The sequence below is a fragment of the Pseudomonas sp. Z3-8 genome (assembly GCF_051131975.1).
GTDB lineage: Bacteria > Pseudomonadota > Gammaproteobacteria > Pseudomonadales > Pseudomonadaceae > Aquipseudomonas.
The window spans coordinates 1,519,155-1,536,986 of the sequence record NZ_CP071643.1; the positions used below are offsets into that span (position 1 = coordinate 1,519,155).

Here is a 17,832-nt window from a genome sequence, read left to right on the forward strand (position 1 = left end):
TGTGGAAACCGCGGTCGAAAATGTCGACAGCCAGGCCGGCGCGCAACAGGAGCTGCCGTTCGCCATGGTCTATGGCCAGGCGGTCATGGAAATGCCCCTGGACCTGTACATCCCGCCGGATGCGCTGGAGGTTTTCCTCGAAGCCTTCGAAGGGCCGCTCGACCTGTTGCTGTACCTGATCCGCAAACAGAACATCAACATCCTCGACATCCCGGTGGCGGAAATCACCCGCCAATACATGGGCTACGTCGAGCTGATGCAGTCGGTGCGCCTGGAACTGGCGGCGGAATACCTGGTGATGGCGGCCATGCTGGCCGAGATCAAGTCGCGCATGCTGCTGCCGCGCTCGGCCGAGGTGGAGGCGGAAGAGGACGATCCTCGGGCCGAGCTGATCCGTCGCCTGCAAGAGTACGAGCGCTTCAAGGCCGCGGCCGAAGGCATCGACGGCTTGAGTCGGGTCGGGCGCGATGTGCTGGTGCCCAGGCTCGACGCCCCCGAGGCGCGGGCGCGCAAGTTGCTGCCGGACGTGAGCCTGGAAGAGCTGCTGATGTCCATGGCCGAGGTCCTGCGCCGGGGCGACATGTTTGAAAGTCACCAGGTCAGCCGTGAGGCATTGTCCACCCGCGAGCGCATGAGCGATGTGCTGGAACGGCTCAAGGGCGGCAGTTTTGTGCCCTTTGTCGAGCTGTTCACCGCCGAGGAAGGGCGGCTGGGCGTGGTGGTGACGTTTATGGCGGTCCTGGAATTGGTCAAGGAATCCTTGGTCGAGCTGGTGCAGAATGAGCCGTTCGCAGCGATCCATGTGCGGGCCCGAGCCGAATAACGAGCAAACCGATGAATCTGACCGAACCCCGTGAACTGGCGCCCTTGCTTGAAGCTTTCCTGCTGGCCTCTGGAAAGCCACAGTCGATGGAGCGTCTGTTCGAGCTTTTCGAAGAAGGCGAGCGGCCTGAGCCTGCCGTGTTCAAGAAAGCCCTGACGCTGCTGGGTAAATCCTGCGAAGGCAGGGCTTTCGAACTCAAGGAGGTAGCGTCCGGCTACCGTTTGCAGATCCGCGAAAAATTCGCCCCCTGGGTCGGGCGCCTGTGGGAGGAGCGGCCGCAGCGTTATTCCCGCGCGATGCTCGAAACCATGGCGCTGATCGCCTATCGCCAACCGATCACCCGGGGCGAGATCGAGGACGTGCGTGGCGTGGCGGTCAACAGCCACATCGTCAAGACCTTGCTGGAACGTGAGTGGATCCGCGTCGTCGGCTATCGCGATGTGCCGGGCAAGCCGGCGATGTTCGCCACCACCAAGGCGTTTCTCGATCACTTCAACCTGAAGAACCTCGACGACCTGCCGCCGCTAGCCGAACTGCGGGAACTGGAGCCCGAGCCGATGCTCGAATTCGACGACGCCCCGGTGCCCCAGGCCTTGCAGGAATTGGCCGACGCCAGCGCCGAGCCCGAAGAGCCGAAGGAAGAGACCAGTTTCCACTCGTTGCTGCTGGAGCTGGACACCATGGAGGAGGGCTTGAAGACCGACTTCGATGACCTGCTGCGTGACGCTCCTGGTCCTGAGGGTGACCTGGCGGAGCCCGATAGCGCGGCGGAACCTGAGCCCGAGCCCGAGCCCGAGCCCGAGCCTGAAACGGAACCGGAATCGGAACCTGAAGAAGACATCCTCGGCGTTGCCCAAGCCCGGGCAAAACTGCTGGCCGCCGTCGCCGCCCTTGAGCCGCCAGAACCCGAGCTGAGCGACGAAGAAGCCGAGGCCCGCGCCCTGGCCGAGGCGATCGAAAACGAACGGCGCCAGCTCGACGACTGACACACCTCCTTCCCTTGTGGGAGCGAGCCTGCTCGCGAAAGCGTCAGCTCAGTCAACATGATTTTGACTGATACACCGCCTTCGCGAGCAGGCTCGCTCCCACATTATTCTTGGGTGAATCATGAGCTCCACCAAAGACCCCTGCATCAGCCTCTGCAAGTTCGACGAAGATATTTGCATCGGTTGCGGGCGCAGCAAGCGCGAGATCAAAGCCTGGAAAAAACTCGACAAGGACGACAAGCGCGCCGTGCTGGCCGAAGCGGCGCTACGCCTGATCAAGCTGGGTGCCACCGGTCGGCGGAAAAAACGCTGAGCGCGTTTCCATCAGCTAGTCTCTGATGCGCGAATCCTTCAACGAGCGTATGATTCGCGACCCTTTGGCGATCCCTTCGCCGAAAGACCCGTTTTCAAAGCGTCAGGCCAAGCCTGACTCGACCACACCGGGAGGTGCCCAGAAATGAAAGACCTAGACCAGAACGACAGCCAGGAAATCGGCCCAGCAGGCGAGAAACTGCAAAAAGTCCTCGCCCGTATCGGCGTCGGTTCGCGCCGTGACGTGGAAGCCTGGATCACCCAGGGCCGCATCAAGGTCAACGGCAAAGACGCCACCTTGGGCCTGCGTGTCGACATGCACGACGCCATTACCATCGATGGCAAGGTGATCAAGCGCGAAGAGGCCGCCGAAACGGTGCGCCGCGTGATCATGTACAACAAGCCCGACGGCGAAATCTGCACCCGTGACGACCCGGAAGGCCGTCCGACCGTGTTCGACAAGATGCCGCGTCCGAAAGAAGGCCGCTGGATCAACATCGGTCGCCTGGACATCAATACCACCGGTTTGCTGATGTTCACCACTGACGGTGAGTTGGCCAACCGCCTGATGCACCCGTCCTACGAGATGGACCGCGAATACGCCGTGCGCGTGCGTGGCGAAGTCGATGACGAGATGATCGAGCGCCTCAAGGCCGGCGTCGTGCTGGAAGACGGCCCGGCGCGTTTCACCGATATCAAGCAGGCGCCGGGTGGTGAAGGTTTCAACCACTGGTACCACTGCGTGGTGATGGAAGGCCGTAACCGTGAAGTGCGGCGCTTGTGGGAATCCCAGGGCCTGGTGGTCAGCCGCCTGAAGCGCGTGCGTTTCGGCCCGGTGTTCCTTAACTCCGACCTGCCGATGGGCCGCTGGCGTGAAATGACCCAGCAGGAAGTCGACATCCTCGCAGCCGAAGTCGGCCTCAAGCCTGTCTCCATGCCGCAGATGACCGCCAAGAGCAAGGACAAGCTGGAGCGGATGCAGCGCAAGTCCTCGCGTCCGATGGGCAAGACCGAGCGCGTGCGTACGCTGCGTCCGGCGGCCGATGGCGCAGCGACTGGCCCGCGTCCTTCCCGTGAACCGCAGATCGAAGGCGAGCGTCCGGCCCGCAAGCCTGCGCCACGTCAGGACGGCGAGCGCGGCCCGCGTACACCACGTCCGGCCAACGGTCGTACCGAGCGCGGCGAAGGTCGCGGTGCTCCGGCGGGCCGTGGCACGCCGGTCGCCGATCGTCCGGCCGACACCAAGCGTCCGGCCAAGCCGGCGCCAAAAAAACGCCCGGGTATCATCCTGGCTGACCGTGACGCACCGTCGGGCAAGCGCCGTGGCGCGCCGGCAGGTTCGGGGCAGCGTCCGGGGTTTGGGCGTCGTAAGCCGGAGTAATACAGCTGCGAGCTACAAGCTTCTAGCTGCAAGAAAAAACGCCAACCGTTGGGTTGGCGTTTTTTTTGGGTCTGGCTTTAGTGATGCAGTGCAGTCGAGTCCGCCATCGCGAGCAAGCTCGCTCCCACAGGAATCGCGTCGAATACAATCGGTTATTCACCGCAGTTCAATTGTGGGAGCGAGCTTGCTCGCGATGGCGCCATCAGCTTCACAAAAGATCCAGCCTAAAGCACAAACCGCCCATCAAACACCGGCTCCTTGTCCAGCGCCAGCACACCCCCTTGGAAAATCAGATCCAGGTGATGGCTGCCCTTGGCCCCGCCACCGAGCCCCAGGTGCAAGCCGCAATGGCGCTCTTCGAAACCGGCATTGCGAGCGTACAGGCCCTTGACCCCTTCGTTGGTGCCGATGCCCAGTTCCTCGATGCGGCGGTTGGACGGGTTGGCGTCCAGGTACTTGTTGAAGTCGTGTTCCAGGCCCGGTACGTCGGTGGCGATTTTCTGGATGGTGGAGTCTTCAATCCACAGCTCCAGCGGCGATTGCAACACGCCGTACTTGCGCGCGAAGGGAATCGTACTGAGAAACGTGCCGACAAATTTCACCCGGCCATTGATGGTGTCGCTGTGAGTGGCGATTTCGCCTGGGGCCAGGTCGTAGTTGCCGACGCCATTGATATCGGTCCACTTCTTGACGCTGTTCAGCGCCGTGTCGAAATACGAGCCGTGCTCATCCTCGAAGCTCAACGTCGTAGCCTGGGACATGCGGCGGATGAGGTGGCTGTTGAGCCCGGCGATGCGTTGCGGAATGACGCTGAAGGTGTCGTAGAAATATTCACCGTAATCCTTGAACAGCAGCGATTTCTTCCAGTTTTCCGCCATCACGCCTTGCAGCGCACGGACAAATTCCGGGCCGTCGGGGCGGGGGTTGGGCAGGGTCGAAGAGTCATAGAAAAAGATGTACAGGTCGCTGTCGGCAATTGCCTGGGACAGGCGCTCCGTGGGTTCAAGGTCCAGGCGCATGGCGCTGAAACTGAACGGTGAGCCGCTGCCGGCCTGTTCGGCAATCGCGCCGGTCAGGGCTTCGTAATCGGCCGTGTGGCCGAGCAGAACCTTGGCGGGCTGGATGCCGACCAGGGCGGGATGATGTTCGAGGTAGTAAAGGAAATGAGAGATGGCTCGTTGGGTGTCCATGCTTATTCTTCCTTGGCGATTGATGTGGCGTCCCTCGCGGCAAATGACGGAGCCGACCGGCCGGATCAGCTCCGCCGGGTAGCGCTTACAGGGGCCACATTGCCGTGCCGAACGGCACAACGGCGTCGGCTTGCATCATTTCAACGGCGGCTTCATGGGTCGGTGCTTCGAACCATTCATCCAGTTGCAGTTCGGTTTCCAAGTCTTTGTCCAGTGCTTGCATAGTGAATCTCCTAGATGACTTTTGCGGAAAACGCGGGCCGATCCGGCGGGCAGGACCCAACTGAATCGGCACCGCAAAAACTCGCCGGCACGATGCCTGGGCAAGTGGCTGAAAACCTAGTCGAGGGTTTTTTGGAATGCAAAAAAAAATTTTATTTTTTTCGTTTGAACTTTTTGTTCTATTTTTTCGCGACAAATTAGCTATTGAAAAACAGCCGGCTGGCGTTGGTTTTTTATTAGGTAGCTAGCTACCGTCAATTTGCAGTCATCCTTCGGAAACTTCCTGCATGGAAATTTTGCGTTACGGCTTGTAAAGGAATGCTGACGGTTTTGACCGGTCTAGCGAACCGGTATAGGCATTTGAAAGGGCTGTAAGAAAAAACTGCCGAGTGGCTTGGCTTGACGCGTTTCTTGATACTTCGCAGCGCTTGTTTCAAGGCCGCGGGAAGGGTCAGATGCGCGCCAGACCTCAAGTGCGGGGTGAGACGCTGGTCTGCTGGTGTCTGGCAGCGAGGGTACTGCAGTGTACAATGCGCCGCGTTTTACTGTGACCCTTCGCGTACCCACGCACTTTCAAGGTTATCCGCCTTGTTCACTCCGCCACGCCACAAGCGTGTCGGGTCCGATTTCGTCACAGATAAAAACAAATAGGTGACGCATGACCGTTGTAGAAAATACGCATTCAGGCGAGCTGAAGCGCGGCCTGAAAAATCGCCACATCCAACTGATCGCCCTCGGTGGCGCGATCGGTACCGGCCTGTTCCTCGGCTCGGCGGGGGTGCTGAAATCAGCCGGCCCGTCGATGATCCTCGGCTACGCAATCTGCGGCTTCATCGCCTTCATGATCATGCGCCAGTTGGGCGAAATGATTGTCGAAGAGCCGGTGGCCGGTTCCTTCAGTCATTTTGCGCACAAATACTGGGGCGGTTTCGCCGGGTTCCTGTCGGGCTGGAACTGCTGGATCCTCTATATCCTGGTGGGCATGTCCGAGCTGACCGCCGTCGGCAAATACATCCATTACTGGGCGCCGGAAATCCCGACCTGGGCCTCGGCGGCAGCGTTTTTCATCCTCATCAATGCGATCAACCTGGCCAACGTCAAAGTGTTTGGCGAGGCTGAGTTCTGGTTCGCGATCATCAAGGTGGTAGCGATCGTCGGCATGATCGCCCTGGGCAGTTACCTGCTGGTCAGCGGACACGGCGGCCCACAGGCCTCGGTTACCAACCTGTGGTCCCACGGTGGGTTCTTCCCCAACGGCGTCAGCGGCCTGGTGATGGCCATGGCGATCATCATGTTCTCCTTCGGCGGCCTGGAGATGCTCGGTTTCACCGCTGCCGAAGCCGACAAGCCGAAAACCGTGATCCCCAAGGCCATCAACCAGGTGATCTACCGGATCCTGATTTTCTACATCGGTGCGCTGGTGGTGCTGCTCTCGCTGACACCATGGGACAGCCTGTTGACCACCCTCAACGCCTCTGGCGATGCCTATAGCGGCAGCCCGTTCGTGCAGGTGTTTTCGATGCTCGGCAGCAACACCGCGGCGCACATCCTCAACTTCGTGGTGCTGACCGCCGCGTTGTCGGTGTACAACAGCGGCACCTACTGCAACAGCCGCATGTTGCTGGGTATGGCCGAGCAGGGCGATGCGCCCAAGGCGCTGGCGAAAATCGACAAGCGTGGCGTGCCGGTGCGGTCGATCCTCGCTTCGGCGGCGATCACCCTGGTGGCGGTGCTGCTGAACTACCTGATCCCCCAGCATGCGCTGGAGTTACTGATGTCGTTGGTGGTTGCCACTCTGGTGATCAACTGGGCGATGATCAGCTACTCGCACTTCAAGTTCCGCCAGCACATGAACCAGACTCGCCAGACGCCGCTGTTCAAGGCGTTGTGGTACCCGTACGGCAACTACGTCTGCCTGGCGTTCGTGGTGTTCATCCTCGGCGTGATGCTGCTGATCCCGGGCATCCAGGTTTCGGTCTACGCGATTCCGGTGTGGGTGGTGTTCATGTGGGGCTGCTACGTGATCAAGAACAAGCGCAGTGCCCGACATGAACTGGCTGTGACGGCTGCCGCCAAGTAAGTTTTTCGCCAGTAAAACAGACCCGGCCAAGTGCCGGGTTTGTTGTTTCAAGGGCACACACACCTTCTGTGGGAAATCCCTGTGGGAGCGAGCTTGCTCGCGATAGCGGCGTGTCAGTCACATCTATGCTGCTGATCCACCGCCATCGCGAGCAAGCTCGCTCCCACATTGATCTTCAGTGTTCACAGAGTGTGTGTGGTCACCATCACTCCCATGGGGAGCAGGTGCGGTCTTGAGAATTCGCGGTATCCTGTGGAGCCTGACACCGGACGCTTTCCATGCTGGTCATTTCCAACACCGTGCACATCCCGGACGCCGAGATCGAGCTGACGGCCATCCGCGCCCAGGGCGCCGGCGGGCAGAACGTCAACAAGGTTTCCAGCGCCGTGCACTTGCGCTTCGATATCCCGGCTTCGTCGCTGCCCGAGTTCTACAAGGAGCGGCTGCTGGCCCTGCGCGACAGTCGCATCACCAGCGACGGCGTATTGATCATCAAGGCCCAGCAATACCGCACGCAGGAACAGAACCGGGCCGATGCGCTGGAGCGCCTGGTCGAGCTGATCCTCAGCGCCACCAAGGTCGAAAAGAAACGCCGTCCGACCAAGCCGACCCTGGGTTCAAAAAAACGTCGTCTCGAATCCAAGACCAAGCGCGGCTCGATCAAGGCCGGGCGCGGCAAGGTGGACTTCTAGTGCCTGTCCCGCTCCTCGCGATAGCGAGGGGCCTGGCGATACAGGTAGACGCTCAATGCCAGCCCACCCAGGGCTGCCAGCGCGGCGAACAGAAAGATCGAGGCAAAGCCGAAACCCGCGGCAATCGCGCCGGCCAACGGACCGGTGATGCCCAGCGACAAATCGATGAACAGTGAATATGCGCCCACTGCTGCCCCACGGCTGGAGGCCGGTACCAGGTTGACTGCTTCCACCCCCAGCGCCGGGAATACCAGCGAAAACCCGAAACCACTCAATGCCGCCCCTGCCAGGGCCCACTGCGCATCCGGCGCCAGCCACAACAGCAGCAGGCCCAGGGTTTCCACCGAGAGGCAGGCGATCGCCACCCGGAAGCCACCGAGACGGTTGATCAGGTTGCCGAACAGCAAACGCGCACCGATGAAACTCGCACCGAACAGGCTCAGGCAGAGCACGGCGTTATCCCAGTGCTGTGTTGCGTAATACAGGGTGATGAAGGTGGCGATGGTGCCAAAACCGATGGAGCCCAGGGCCAGGCCGCAACCATGGGGCAGCACGCGCCCGAGCACATGCATGAATGGCAGGCGCTCGCCGGTGACGATCGGCGCGGCGGTTTTCGGCCAGGCCAGTGCCAGCCCGAGCACCGCCAGCAGGATGATACTGACGCCCATGCTCCACAGCCCCAGGGACTTGACCAGCCAGACCCCCAGCGGCGCGCCGATCGCCAGCGCGCCGTAACTGGCGATACCGTTCCAGGAAATCACCTTGGCGGTATTGGCCGCGCCGACCCGGCCGATTCCCCAGCCAATCGAGCCTGAACCCACCAGGCTTTCCGCACTGCCCAGCACCAGGCGTCCGATCAACAGGCTGCTCAGGCTCAGGGCCGGCATGCCCGCGGTCCAGGCCGAGACCAGCATGAACACGCCGCTCAGGCCACATCCGGCCAGGCCGAACATGACCGCCCGTTTGCTGCCCAGGTTGTCGATGATGCGCCCCGCATAAGGCCGGCTGAGGAGGGTGGCCAGATACTGCACGCTGATGACCAGCCCGGCGATCACCGCGCCGAAGCCCAGCTCGCCATGAACGAAGCCGGGCAGTACGGCCAAGGGAATACCGATGTTCAGATAACCGATAAAGGTGAACAGGACGATGGAGACGACTTGCAGCGTGACCGCCAAGGGGCGCTGGGAATCTGGCATGGGTAAAAGGTCCACGGGGCAGCTGGATAGATAGGCTGCTTATGATAACGGCGACCGTGCGGGCGAAGCTTGGAAAAGTAGAACTATTTGCCGGACGGCGTTTCGCCAGGGGTTTTGCCAGCGACCAGATGCGTGGTGACGAGAGCGGCCAGGGCATTTTCTTCCGTGCCGAAGCGGGCCAGCAGGGCGGCTTGTTTCTCGGGGGAGAGACGGGTCCAGATGTCGACCATTTTCTCGGCGGTGTCGATCAGTACGCTGGCCTGGGCCGGGCTGAAGGAGGAGGTGTCATCGGTCATGGTGCAGGGCTCGGATTCAGGCGGTGTGGAAAGCGCATCTTAGCGCTTTCCACACAGTCTGTTGGTGCGGGTGTATCAGTCTTCGCTGTCGGCCTGGCGGCGTTCAGTGGCTTGCGGCGGCTCGGGTTGCTGGGCGTCGGGTTGCCCCCCGGCTTGTAGCGTGGGCGTCTGCTCAGGTTCGTGCAGGCTTGGGAAGGGGAGATTCGGAATCTCGTGCATTTCGCGCTCCTCGCAAAGTCTGTTGATCGATCGGGTAGATCCGCGCTTTTACAAAGCGTGGGCAGGATACCCCAGAAGAAATGACAAAAAGACTTTTTAATCCAGGCGGAGCGACAAAAGGAGTTGTCCGGACAGGTCATGTTCAGTCGCCGAAAACGATGCCATTACCGGTGGTCGCCGAGGCTCAAGAACAAGGTATGCGTGCCGATGGCATGCTATATCCCGCACGCTCAGTTGCGACAGTGGACCCTGGACATGGACGGTCCTTTTTGCCGAGAGATCGACTCCATGTTTTTACAAAAATCCCTGAAAGCCCAGATTCTGGCGTTGCTGAGCGGCAGCTTGCTGGCAATGCTGCTGATCGCCCTGGCGTCCTTCCATTTCCTTTCCGACGGCATCCAGAATTATCGCAACCTGATCGATGGCCCGTTGCGTGCGTCGCAATTGATCGACGAGGCGAACCTGCAATTCAAGGTCCAGGTCCAGGAATGGAAAAACGTGCTGCTGCGTGGCAAGCAGCCGGCGGACCTGGAGAAATACTGGAAGCAATTTGAAGACCGTCAGCGCGATGTCCAGGGCATCCTTGGCGACCTGATCAAACATGAGGGTGTTCCGGCGCAGATCAAGACGCGCATCGAACGCCTGCGAGGCGAACATGCCCAACTGGGCGCGGCCTATCAAAAGGGTCGTGATGCGTTTGTAACGGCCGGCGGCGACGCGGCGGCAGGTGATGCCGCGGTCAAGGGCGTGGACCGCGCGACCAGCGAGCAGATGAGCGAGCTGGTGGTCGAGCTGCATAAACTGGGCGATGAGCAGTCGGCGCTGATCAGTGCCGGTGCCGATCGCACGATCCTACTGGGGACGGTGATCATGCTCGTCTCGGGCGTGTTGATCGGGTTGCTGAGTGTGTGGCTGGTCAACCGCAACCTGGTGCAGCCGATCCGTAAGCTGATCGAGTACGTGACTCAACTGAGCCGCGGACGTTTCGCCGAGCGTGTCACCAGCACGCGCCAGGATGAACTGGGCGACCTGGCCCTGGCGGCCAACACGTTGCGCGATTTCCTTGCCGAAACCTTCACCCGCCTGCAACGCAGCGCCACCGAGCTGGACAGTGCCAGCGGCGAGTTGAACGCCATTGCCAGCCTGATGAGCCAGGGCACCAGCGAGCAGTTCGAGCGTACCGATCAGGTGGCGACGGCGATGAACGAGATGTCCGCCACCGCCCAGGAAGTTGCCCGCCATGCCGCCGATGCGGCGCGCGCTGCCGATGACGCCGATCATTCGGCGCAGCAGGGCGAGAAAGTGATGCAAGGTACTATCCACACCATCACGCAGATGCGTGGCGAAATTGCCAACACGGCCACGGTGATTCGTCGTCTGGAAGCTGATAGCGGGCGCATCGGCAAGGTATTGGAAGTGATCCGCGGGATCGCCGAACAGACCAACCTGCTGGCCCTAAACGCCGCTATCGAAGCCGCACGGGCCGGTGAGGCGGGGCGTGGTTTTGCAGTAGTGGCCGATGAGGTGCGCAGCCTGGCTCAACGCACGGCGTCGTCGATCATCGAGATCAATCAGATCATCCAGACCGTCCAGACCGGGGCGGTGGACGCGGCCCAGGCCATCGAAAGCGGGCAGTCGCGCAGTGAGGAAAGTGTCGAGCAGGTGACCCAGGCCGGCGAGATGCTCGAACGCATCACCCAGGCAGTCGAAGCGATTCGCGACATGAACCGCCAAATCGCCACGGCGGCGGAAGAGCAGACCTCGGTGGCCGAGGACATCTCGCGCAACCTGACGGAAATCACCTGCATCGCCAGCACCAACCTGGACAACGTGCAGCGCACCGAAGCGGCGAGTCGGGATCTGCACGGGTTGTCCGGGCAGTTGAATGAAGTGACGGCACGGTTGAGTGCTTGAGTGCATTGACCGTTTAAAATAGGGCCTGATTGACACCTGTGGCGAGGGAGCTTGCTCCCGCTGGGCTGCGTAGCAGCCCCTTAGCCATTCAATGCGGTGCATCAGGAAAAAACTTACGACTGCTGCGCAGCCGAGCGGGAGCAAGCTCCCTCGCCACAAAAGCTCATACGAGCGGCAAACAGGGATCGATTCAATAATCACGGCGCTTGCGGAACGCCCAGCGTCCGGCGATCAGCGTGAACGTCGCCACCAGTGCGACGAGAATCCAGAAACCATGGGCATCATCGGCCAGCGGCACGCCGCCGACATTCATGCCAAAAAAACCGGCAATAATGTTGATGGGCAAGGCCAGCACCGTGACCACGGTCAGGGTGAACAGCGTACGGTTGCTCTGTTCATTGAGGTTGGCGGCGATTTCTTCCTGCAGCAATTTGATCCGCTCGCCCAACGCGGTGAGGTCGTTGATGATCAGGGCGAATTCCTCAGTGGATTTGCGCAGCTCCTTGACGTCTTCTTTCTGCAACCACTGTGGCGGGCGATTGAGCAGCCGCAGCAACGAACCCGGCTCCATTGCCAGCAGGCGTTGCAGGCGCACCAGTATCCGCCGTTGGCTACCCAGTTCGGCGCGGTTGTTGGACACGCGCGAAGACAATAACTGGTCTTCGATCTGGTCAACGCTGAGGCTGGTCTTGCGCACGATCTGGGTCAGCACTTCGCCCTGGTCGCGCAGCAAGTGCACGAGCAGTTCCAGCGGCGAACGGAAGCACTCGCCAGCCTTGACCGACGAACGCAGCTTGTCCACCGAGTGCAATGGCTGCAGGCGTGCGCTGATTATCAGCCGACTGTGAACGCAAACCCACAACGTGGACACGTCCGAAGACACCAGGTTGCTGAGGTTGAATACCACATCGTTGACCACGGCCAGCAAGGCCGAGTCGACGTGCTCGATGCGGGTCGAGCGCGAGCCTTCGTGCAGGGCTTCGAAAAACTCCTCGGGCAAGGCCAGATGGTTTTTCATCCAGCGCTCGCAAGCGGCATGAGCCAGGTTCAGATGCAGCCAGAGGAATTCGTCGGCGTCCTCCGGTTGCTGCAGGCATCGCAGCGCCTGGGCCGAATCGATCTCTTGCCCGCGCTCGCCGGGGCGGAAGCGAAACCCGTAGAGCAGGCCGAACAGATCCGGATCGCGGTGGCTTTGATCGATGCTGTGATTCATGCGGGCTCGCTGGCGGGAGTGCCTGTCGTGGCGATGACAGGTTCACTTGAGCGGCATCATTGCAGGGTTGTTTGAAGGTTTTGTGACGGTTGGACTGGGTTGGCGGGTCAGCAGCGGTTTACCTTCGGATGCAAAAAAGCCGCGCAACCCGGAAGTTGCGCGGCTCCTTTATACGACTGATTAAGTATCTTGTTTGTTGCTCAGGACTTTACCGGTAGTTGCGTCAAAGTCGACATCCCACTCCTGGCCCTTGGCGTCTCGCACTTCGACTTCATATTCATAACCGTTGAAGTGGTTATCCAGGTCGGTGTCGGTGATCGTGCCACCCGGGTGCAGCTTCAGCACTTCATCATTCATCGATTCCAACGACTTGATCTTGCCGTCCTTGACCAACTGAGGAACCTGGTCGATTCGTACATCAGCCTGGGCCAGGCCGGCGGTGAGGGTCAGGGCGGCAGCAGTGAACAGGGCAGTCAAAGTTTTCATATTGTCTTTCCTTGGTGTCGTTAAAGGTTGATTCGTTTAAGTGGGTTCAGATTATCTCTGGCAACTTAACTCACCCTTAATTCGGAAAACTTGCAGCGAATGCGCCGATCCGCTGCTGTCCGTCAGTAACCGTTCTTCTGCAGAAGTTGCGTCACGCTGCCTGTTTCAGGACGTTTGAAGTACTTGAGCAATTCGCTGGCCCGGTTGGTGAAAATGCCGTCCACACCGGCATCCATGACTTTCTTGAAGTCCACCGGCTCATCCACCGTATAGACATGTACCAGCAAACCCTGATCGTGGGTGTACTGGTTCATCCAGGGTTTCACCAGATCCGCATAACTCTGGCTGCCGCCGTGCGTCAATGCTGCCGAAGGGCCGGTGCCGATGGCGCCCTGGGCCTTGGCGTACTGGACCCATTTTTCGAATTCGGCCTTGTCCTTGGGCTCCTGTTTCGCGTAGTAAACCGCCTTGTCGGTCTCGCCGGACTCGGCAAACGGCACCTTGGACTTGGGCTCGATATTGCCTTCGCCGACCCACAGCAACAGGATTTTCGGCACCTTGGGCATTTCCTTGTGCAGCAGTTCCAGGCTGCTCTTTTCGAAGGTCTGCAATACCACCTTGCCTTTGCCCTGGCCCACACCGAGGGCGCGCTTGGCCAGCTTGGAACCGGACGGGCTCAGCCAGCCGCGGTCCTGGAGCTTGTCCTTGAGGTCGCGCTCGATGCCCGGGAACAGCTTCGGTTCCTTGGTTTCGATGTAAAGCCCCGGCTTCTGTTGCGGGTTGCCCTCGGCGATATTGATGACCTCATCCAGGGTCAGGATCTTCAGGCCGACAAAGGCAGGACGCGCACGCTCCGGGTAGGCCGCGTTGAACCAGCTGCCGGCGTCCAGCGTCTTGAGTTCGGCCATGGTGAATTCGTTGGCGGTGCTGTCCTTGCGCTCGGGGAACTTGGTGGCGACATCGGTGGTGCGCAGCAGGCTATCGTCGTGCAGGACGAACAGCACGCCGTCCTTGCTGCGTTGCAGGTCGAGCTCAAGGTAATCAGCGCCCAGGTCACGGGCCAGCTTGTAGGCCGCGGCGGTGGACTCCGGCGCATCGAACGAGGCGCCGCGATGGGCGATGACCGCGGGATGGGGGATGCCTTGCTGGGTTGCCAGGGCCTTGGGACTTGGCACCTCGGCGGCGTGTGCCGGGCCGAAACCGAGCATCAGGCTCAGCATCAATGCGCTACGGGTAAAGGTGACGGGCATGCTCGAGTTCCTTTCGTGGGTTCTGTAAAACCTCTCTTTTAACAATTGAACGCTGCGGACGCTATCGCCATACCGACATTGACCTATGCAAGAGGAATTTTCCCACGCATTTTCGAGCCGCTTTGAAGTACCCTTGGTCACACCAGTTTCCCCGGTAGAGGGAAACCTCACTGTTCGCCTGCCTTGCGTGTAAACCATCGATCAGACGTCTCTCGGGACGCATCCATGAGGTTTACCATGCGCACCACTTCGACACTCATCTGCCAGGCCGCGGACCAGCTCAGGGGCTTCGTTGGCCTGAATCGCAAGACCGGCCATTACATCGTGCGTTTCAGCGAAGACTCCTTTGGCATGGACGTTGCCGCCGACGGCATCATCCCCACCTGCGAATTCGTCTGGACCCCTGCGGCAGATGGCGCCATGGCGCTCAGGCGCGAGCGAATCCAACTGCTGCTTGACCAGAACATCGACGACCGGATCAACCTTACCGAACCGCTGCGGGTGTACATGGCCCGCCAAGACTTGCCGGAAATCGTAGCGGTGCGGCAGATGGTGGGAGGCTGAGCTACCAAATCTGAACTGAACCGAGAACCGTGTGGGAGCGAGCTTGCTCGCGAAGGCGTTGGATCAGTCAACATCGCCGTGACTGACATACCGCTATCGCGAGCAAGCTCGCTCCCACAAGGTTTGTGCTGGACAATGAATCTGCGGACGCCAGGGAACAATGTGGAAGCGAGCCCGATATCTGGGTCAATGAGGACCAATGTGGGAGCGAGCCTGCTCGTGAAGGCGTTGGATCAGTCAACATCGCGGTGGCTGACATACCGCCTTCGCGAGCAGGCTCGCTCCCACAAGGGTTTGAGTCTGCCTCAGGTTTGGCGTTGGAAGGCATAGTCCCGTTCGACCTTGCACACCCGCGTATGGCATTGGCTGTACCAGGTGGAGCGACCGCGCTCACGGATCGCGCTATGTTCGGGATGCTGCTTCCAGGCCAGGATCGCTGCTTCATCGCGCCAGTAGGACACGGTGATTCCCAGACCATCATCGCCACGGGCCGATTCGACGCCCAGAAATCCGGGCTGCTCCCGGGCAAGGGCCATCATGCGTTCGGCGGCTTCGGCGTAGCCTTGGTCTCCCTTGGTACGCAACGAGGTAAAGATCACTGCGTAATAATGGCCGTTCATGGCATTTTCCTCGCGCAGGCTTCGACAAACGCTTTGACCAGCGGCGGCACCCGGCCTTCCAACGCGGCACGTTCCGGCTGGAACAGTGTTGCGACAAAAAACGGATGATCACGCAGCTCCACCGCTCGCAGGTCGCCGGCCGAATCTCGGGCCACGGCGTGCAAATGTTCATTCAGCAAATCCTTTTCAAAATGCGGATTGACCCCGAAGCGGCAACGGTAACCCTCGAACGCTGTCGCGCAGCCATAAGCCTTGGCGATCAGCGAATCCACTTCGAGCTGAAGGCTGTCGATGGTTTCGATCAAGGCGCAGCTCAGCGGCGTCAGCAGCGCCCGTTCCGCCTCTGGAGAGGTTTCGCCATGGGCGGCGTTGGCCCAACCCAACACATTGCGGGCATATTCCAGTACGGCATGTTGAAAACCACCGCAGGTGCCGAGGAAAGGGCGCCGCTGTTCGCGGGAAAAACGGATGGCCCGCAAGGCACCGCTTTCGTTCCGGTAAGGACTGCCGGGCACGCACCAGATGCCATCGAAGTCATAAAGCAGCGTGTCATCGACGATGAGATCGGTGGCCAGCCATTGGAAACGGACGTCACAGCCGGTTTGCTCGCCAGCCAGCTCAAGTGCGAGGGGGATCGCCTGGTGAGCGGTGATTTGCGGGTCATGATCGCCGACCAGGGCGATGTGGATGGGACGCTTTTTTTCCATGAGAGTCTCGCCGCTTGTTGATTCCTGGTCGCCACTATAGATTGGCGTTCACGCAATCAATATTGGCGTTTACCCAAGTGTTCAATGCAGCGACGCAATATCGACTGGGATATCCCGACCTGTGCCTGATCCTGGCGCTGGTCCGTGGCGGCTCGCTGGCCCGGGCCGGGCGGCTGCTGGAGGTGGATGTGTCGACGGTTTTCCGCTCGGTGCGCCGTTTGGAAGCGGCCCTGGGCCAGCCCTTGTTCGAGAAAAGCCGTTCCGGATATTTACCCACGAGCCTCGCGCAGGCATTGGCCGAGCAGGCCGAGCGCGCTGAGCAGGCGCTGGAAGCCGCGCGTGTCGGGGTGGAGCAGGGCGGCAGCGTGGTCAGCGGCACAGTACGCCTGACCTGTACCGACTCGGTGCTGCAGGCATTGCTCCTGCCCGCGTTGGCGCGGTTCATGCCCGCCTATCCGGCGTTGACCCTGGAACTGAGCACCACGAACGACTTCGCCAACCTGAGCCGTCGCGATGCGGATATTGCCTTGCGGCTGACCCGCACGCCGCCGGAGCATCTGGTGGGTCGAAACCTGGGCCCCGTGGTTTACCGGGTATGTGCCGGCGCCACGTATTTGTCCTCGGCCAATGCGGATGACCTGGCCGCCATGACCTGGATCGCGCCGGACGATTTCCTGCCGGATCACCCCACCGTGACCTGGCGCCGCCAGCACTTGCCTGGCGTGGTGCCTGCCTATCGCTGCAACAGCATGCTTTCTGTGACTGAACTGGTGCGAGCCGGTCTGGGCGTTGCGGCGCTGCCGGATTTCCTGATCGATGGCAACCAGGGCCTGACGCCCATTGGCGAGCCCTTGGCCGGATATGACACGGCGCTCTGGTTGCTGACCCGGCCGGATTGCCGCGCGTTGCGCTCGGTGGTGACGCTGTTTGACGAGCTGGGGCGCAATCTGCGGCTGAACTGAGGTTCAGCGCTGGTAGCAGGCGAGAAACATGTCCAGTGCCGATTCGATCACCTGCGCCTGTTCATGGGGCGCCAGGCTTGGTTGGCCCATGGAGATCTGCGGCCAGAAAGCGAACGTCTTGATCAGCCCGTGCATCTGCTGGGCCGCAAATGCCGGGTCGACGGGTTTCAGCCGGCCATCGGCCTGGGCCATGCGAACCCAGACGGTCAGGCCTTCTTCACGCTCGCCCATGCGCGCAACCATGTCCTGGGCCCGCTCGGGGGAATGAATCGTAGCGGCGATGGCGATGCGCGCCAGGTCGAGGAAATTCTCGTCGGCCAGCATCTGCAGTTTGGCTTGGAGCAGCGTTCGCAGCTGATCGCGCAGTGGTGTTTGCGAATTGTAGGGCGTGAGCTGTTCCGCCGTGATGCTGTTCCACAACCGATTGAGAATCTCGGCGAACAGCTCTTCCTTGCTTGGGAAGTGGTTATACACCGTGCGCTTGGACACCCCCGCGGTCGCCGCGATCTTGTCCATGCTGGTGATCTCGAAGCCGCTGCTGCGGAATTCGGCAATCGCGGCCTGGAGGATAGCTTCGCGTTTTCGCTCGGTAAGGCGCTGCGGTACGGTCATGGGCACTCGTCGGCTGGAAAGGGAGAACTTACACTCGGCAGTTTACTTGCTCCCGGGATTCATGCAATCTAGAAACTACACCGTGCGGTGTAGTTTATTTGCCAAAC

At 60.7% G+C, this 17,832-nt stretch carries 20 protein-coding genes; 9 read left to right on the forward strand and 11 right to left on the reverse strand.

The genetic code is table 11. From position 1 onward, the window contains the following. The first annotated feature begins 124 nt into the window (after nucleotides 1-124). The 4 genes from J3P94_RS07135 (at nucleotide 125) to rluB (ending at nucleotide 3,502) form a co-directional block, all read left to right on the forward strand. A complete protein-coding gene (locus J3P94_RS07135) occupies nucleotides 125-823 on the forward strand; it encodes a segregation and condensation protein A (protein ID WP_434574116.1) in 699 nt (232 codons plus the stop codon). 11 nt (nucleotides 824-834) lie between these two features. After that, nucleotides 835-1,809 (forward strand): SMC-Scp complex subunit ScpB, encoded by a 975-nt coding sequence (scpB, locus tag J3P94_RS07140; protein ID WP_434572307.1) that lies wholly within the window; start codon nucleotides 835-837, stop codon nucleotides 1,807-1,809. A gap of 121 nt (nucleotides 1,810-1,930) precedes the next feature. After that, complete coding sequence (locus J3P94_RS07145; RefSeq protein WP_305499277.1) at nucleotides 1,931-2,122, forward strand: DUF1289 domain-containing protein; 192 nt, start codon at nucleotides 1,931-1,933, stop codon at nucleotides 2,120-2,122. 144 nt (nucleotides 2,123-2,266) lie between these two features. Beyond that, on the forward strand, nucleotides 2,267-3,502 hold the full coding sequence (gene rluB / locus J3P94_RS07150) for a 23S rRNA pseudouridine(2605) synthase RluB (RefSeq protein ID WP_305499278.1): 1,236 nt from the start codon (nucleotides 2,267-2,269) through the stop codon (nucleotides 3,500-3,502). 224 nt (nucleotides 3,503-3,726) lie between these two features. Here the strand turns inward: rluB and J3P94_RS07155 are convergent, their stop codons facing one another. Further along, nucleotides 3,727-4,692, reverse strand: a complete 966-nt coding sequence (locus tag J3P94_RS07155) for a leucyl aminopeptidase (RefSeq protein ID WP_434572309.1) — start codon at nucleotides 4,690-4,692, stop codon at nucleotides 3,727-3,729. Between the two features lie 85 nt (nucleotides 4,693-4,777). Further along, nucleotides 4,778-4,915 carry a hypothetical protein gene (locus tag J3P94_RS07160; RefSeq protein WP_003178782.1) on the reverse strand — a complete coding sequence of 46 codons (138 nt, stop codon included), beginning with the start codon at nucleotides 4,913-4,915 and terminating at the stop codon, nucleotides 4,778-4,780. A 657-nt stretch (nucleotides 4,916-5,572) separates the two neighbouring features. Between J3P94_RS07160 and J3P94_RS07165 the strand changes: the two genes are divergently transcribed. Together J3P94_RS07165 and arfB are read left to right on the forward strand one after the other, a co-directional pair. Next, entirely contained in the window at nucleotides 5,573-6,994 is a 1,422-nt protein-coding gene (locus J3P94_RS07165) for an amino acid permease (protein WP_434572311.1), read from the forward strand. A gap of 278 nt (nucleotides 6,995-7,272) precedes the next feature. Beyond that, complete coding sequence (gene arfB, locus J3P94_RS07170) at nucleotides 7,273-7,686, forward strand: alternative ribosome rescue aminoacyl-tRNA hydrolase ArfB (protein ID WP_045156713.1); 414 nt, start codon at nucleotides 7,273-7,275, stop codon at nucleotides 7,684-7,686. Here arfB and J3P94_RS07175 read toward each other — a convergent pair. The 3 genes from J3P94_RS07175 to J3P94_RS07185 all read right to left on the reverse strand — a co-directional run bounded on the left by J3P94_RS07175 (nucleotide 7,683) and on the right by J3P94_RS07185 (nucleotide 9,397). Beyond that, complete coding sequence (locus tag J3P94_RS07175; RefSeq protein WP_434572313.1) at nucleotides 7,683-8,882, reverse strand: MFS transporter; 1,200 nt, start codon at nucleotides 8,880-8,882, stop codon at nucleotides 7,683-7,685. The genes arfB and J3P94_RS07175 overlap by 4 nt on opposite strands. 83 nt (nucleotides 8,883-8,965) lie before the next feature. Then, on the reverse strand, nucleotides 8,966-9,178 hold the full coding sequence (locus J3P94_RS07180) for a hypothetical protein (protein WP_305499285.1): 213 nt from the start codon (nucleotides 9,176-9,178) through the stop codon (nucleotides 8,966-8,968). Between the two features lie 75 nt (nucleotides 9,179-9,253). Beyond that, entirely contained in the window at nucleotides 9,254-9,397 is a 144-nt protein-coding gene (locus J3P94_RS07185; protein ID WP_305499286.1) for a hypothetical protein, read from the reverse strand. Nucleotides 9,398-9,685: 288 nt separating this feature from the next. Here J3P94_RS07185 and J3P94_RS07190 point away from each other — a divergent pair, with 288 nt between their 5' ends. After that, on the forward strand, nucleotides 9,686-11,311 hold the full coding sequence (locus J3P94_RS07190; protein WP_434572315.1) for a methyl-accepting chemotaxis protein: 1,626 nt from the start codon (nucleotides 9,686-9,688) through the stop codon (nucleotides 11,309-11,311). Nucleotides 11,312-11,501: 190 nt separating this feature from the next. Here J3P94_RS07190 and J3P94_RS07195 read toward each other — a convergent pair whose 3' ends face one another. From J3P94_RS07195 to J3P94_RS07205, 3 genes are all read right to left on the reverse strand, one after another. Beyond that, nucleotides 11,502-12,524, reverse strand: a complete 1,023-nt coding sequence (locus J3P94_RS07195; protein ID WP_434572317.1) for a transporter — start codon at nucleotides 12,522-12,524, stop codon at nucleotides 11,502-11,504. A 180-nt stretch (nucleotides 12,525-12,704) separates the two neighbouring features. Next, the gene (locus J3P94_RS07200; RefSeq protein WP_434572319.1) at nucleotides 12,705-13,010 is read right to left on the reverse strand and encodes a PepSY domain-containing protein; all 306 of its coding nucleotides are present in this window, start codon (nucleotides 13,008-13,010) and stop codon (nucleotides 12,705-12,707) included. A gap of 122 nt (nucleotides 13,011-13,132) precedes the next feature. Further along, complete coding sequence (locus J3P94_RS07205; protein ID WP_434572321.1) at nucleotides 13,133-14,260, reverse strand: glycerophosphodiester phosphodiesterase; 1,128 nt, start codon at nucleotides 14,258-14,260, stop codon at nucleotides 13,133-13,135. A gap of 237 nt (nucleotides 14,261-14,497) precedes the next feature. On the opposite strand from J3P94_RS07205, the gene J3P94_RS07210 reads away from it, so the two are divergent. Further along, entirely contained in the window at nucleotides 14,498-14,824 is a 327-nt protein-coding gene (locus J3P94_RS07210) for a DUF2025 family protein (RefSeq protein ID WP_434572323.1), read from the forward strand. Between the two features lie 305 nt (nucleotides 14,825-15,129). Here the strand turns inward: J3P94_RS07210 and J3P94_RS07215 are convergent, their stop codons facing one another. After that, nucleotides 15,130-15,444, reverse strand: a complete 315-nt coding sequence (locus tag J3P94_RS07215) for an antibiotic biosynthesis monooxygenase family protein (protein WP_434572325.1) — start codon at nucleotides 15,442-15,444, stop codon at nucleotides 15,130-15,132. Next, a complete protein-coding gene (locus tag J3P94_RS07220; protein ID WP_434572327.1) occupies nucleotides 15,441-16,151 on the reverse strand; it encodes a CTP synthase C-terminal region-related (seleno)protein in 711 nt (236 codons plus the stop codon). The genes J3P94_RS07215 and J3P94_RS07220 overlap by 4 nt, the downstream gene beginning before the upstream one ends. Before the next feature lie 14 nt (nucleotides 16,152-16,165). Between J3P94_RS07220 and J3P94_RS07225 the strand changes: the two genes are divergently transcribed. After that, entirely contained in the window at nucleotides 16,166-17,113 is a 948-nt protein-coding gene (locus tag J3P94_RS07225; protein ID WP_434572328.1) for a LysR family transcriptional regulator, read from the forward strand. Nucleotides 17,114-17,116: 3 nt separating this feature from the next. Here the strand turns inward: J3P94_RS07225 and J3P94_RS07230 are convergent, their stop codons facing one another. Then, on the reverse strand, nucleotides 17,117-17,725 hold the full coding sequence (locus J3P94_RS07230; RefSeq protein WP_434572330.1) for a TetR/AcrR family transcriptional regulator: 609 nt from the start codon (nucleotides 17,723-17,725) through the stop codon (nucleotides 17,117-17,119). Nucleotides 17,726-17,832 lie beyond the last annotated feature (107 nt).